The 397-nt window shown below is 51.6% G+C and carries 1 pseudogene; it reads left to right on the top strand.

Features of this window, described 5'->3' with window-relative positions:
- A pseudogene (locus OSC10802_RS53430) lies at positions 1-397 on the top strand (hypothetical protein); the annotation flags it as partial.

Below are 397 nucleotides of genomic sequence, written 5' to 3'. Positions count from 1 at the left end.
CGCAATCCAGCGACTCCCCAAGAAATTTGCGACTGTCTGTTAAAAATGTTACAGGTGCGGGGAGAATACCAGCGGGAGGCAAATCGGAATAATACCAGCATTCAAGAGGCTGCTTTGCCGAGATTGTGGATTCTCACGCCCACGGCATCAGCTGCGCTGGTATCGGAATTTCGCGCTATAATAGATGACAACTGGTTGCCTGGAATTTACTTTATGGCCAACCCTCTGCGGACAGCCATAGTAGTCATTCACCAGTTACCCCGCACTCCAGAAACCCTGTGGGTGAGGATTCTCGGTAAGGGAAGCGTGCAAAAGCAGGCGATTGACGAACTGGAGACACTGCCGGTGGACAGTCCATTCCGCTCGAATGCTCTGCGGTTGCTGAAGAACTTGCAAA

The organism is Kamptonema formosum PCC 10802 (genome assembly GCF_000332335.1).
Classification (GTDB): Bacteria; Cyanobacteriota; Cyanobacteriia; order Cyanobacteriales; family Oscillatoriaceae; genus Oscillatoria.
This window is presented reverse-complemented; position numbering and strand designations above follow the sequence as displayed.